At 43.2% G+C, this 292-nt stretch carries 1 pseudogene; it reads right to left on the bottom strand.

Annotation, left to right across the window (positions count from 1 at the left end):
- Positions 1-292, bottom strand: a pseudogene (locus MO387_RS20940) (IS3 family transposase); the annotation flags it as partial.

The raw sequence follows: 292 nt of genomic DNA, 5'->3' as shown, positions 1-292 counted from the left end.
CACTGCGTTGCCGATATAGCGTTTATCTTTTATGGCCATTTTTAACGCTTTCACCACACTCTCGGCTTTCATGTCTTTACTCACGTGATGACCGACTATCTTACGAGAACTGGCATCGGTGACCAGTACATGCTCTGCATCATGCAGTCCTTCCTCTTTCAGCAAATTAGGATGCTTCTTCATCCAGTGTTTGCTGAACGTGGTTTTTGTGTAGCTTTTCTTCGGTTTAACCAGTAAACCTTCACGTCTCAAATAGGTAAAAAAACCATCTCGCCCAAGTTTAATATCGTGC

Source organism: Shewanella sp. N2AIL, from assembly GCF_022690845.1.
Lineage (GTDB): Bacteria > Pseudomonadota > Gammaproteobacteria > Enterobacterales > Shewanellaceae > Shewanella > Shewanella baltica.
Note: the sequence above shows the minus strand (reverse complement) of the source record. Positions and strands in the feature narration are given on the sequence as shown.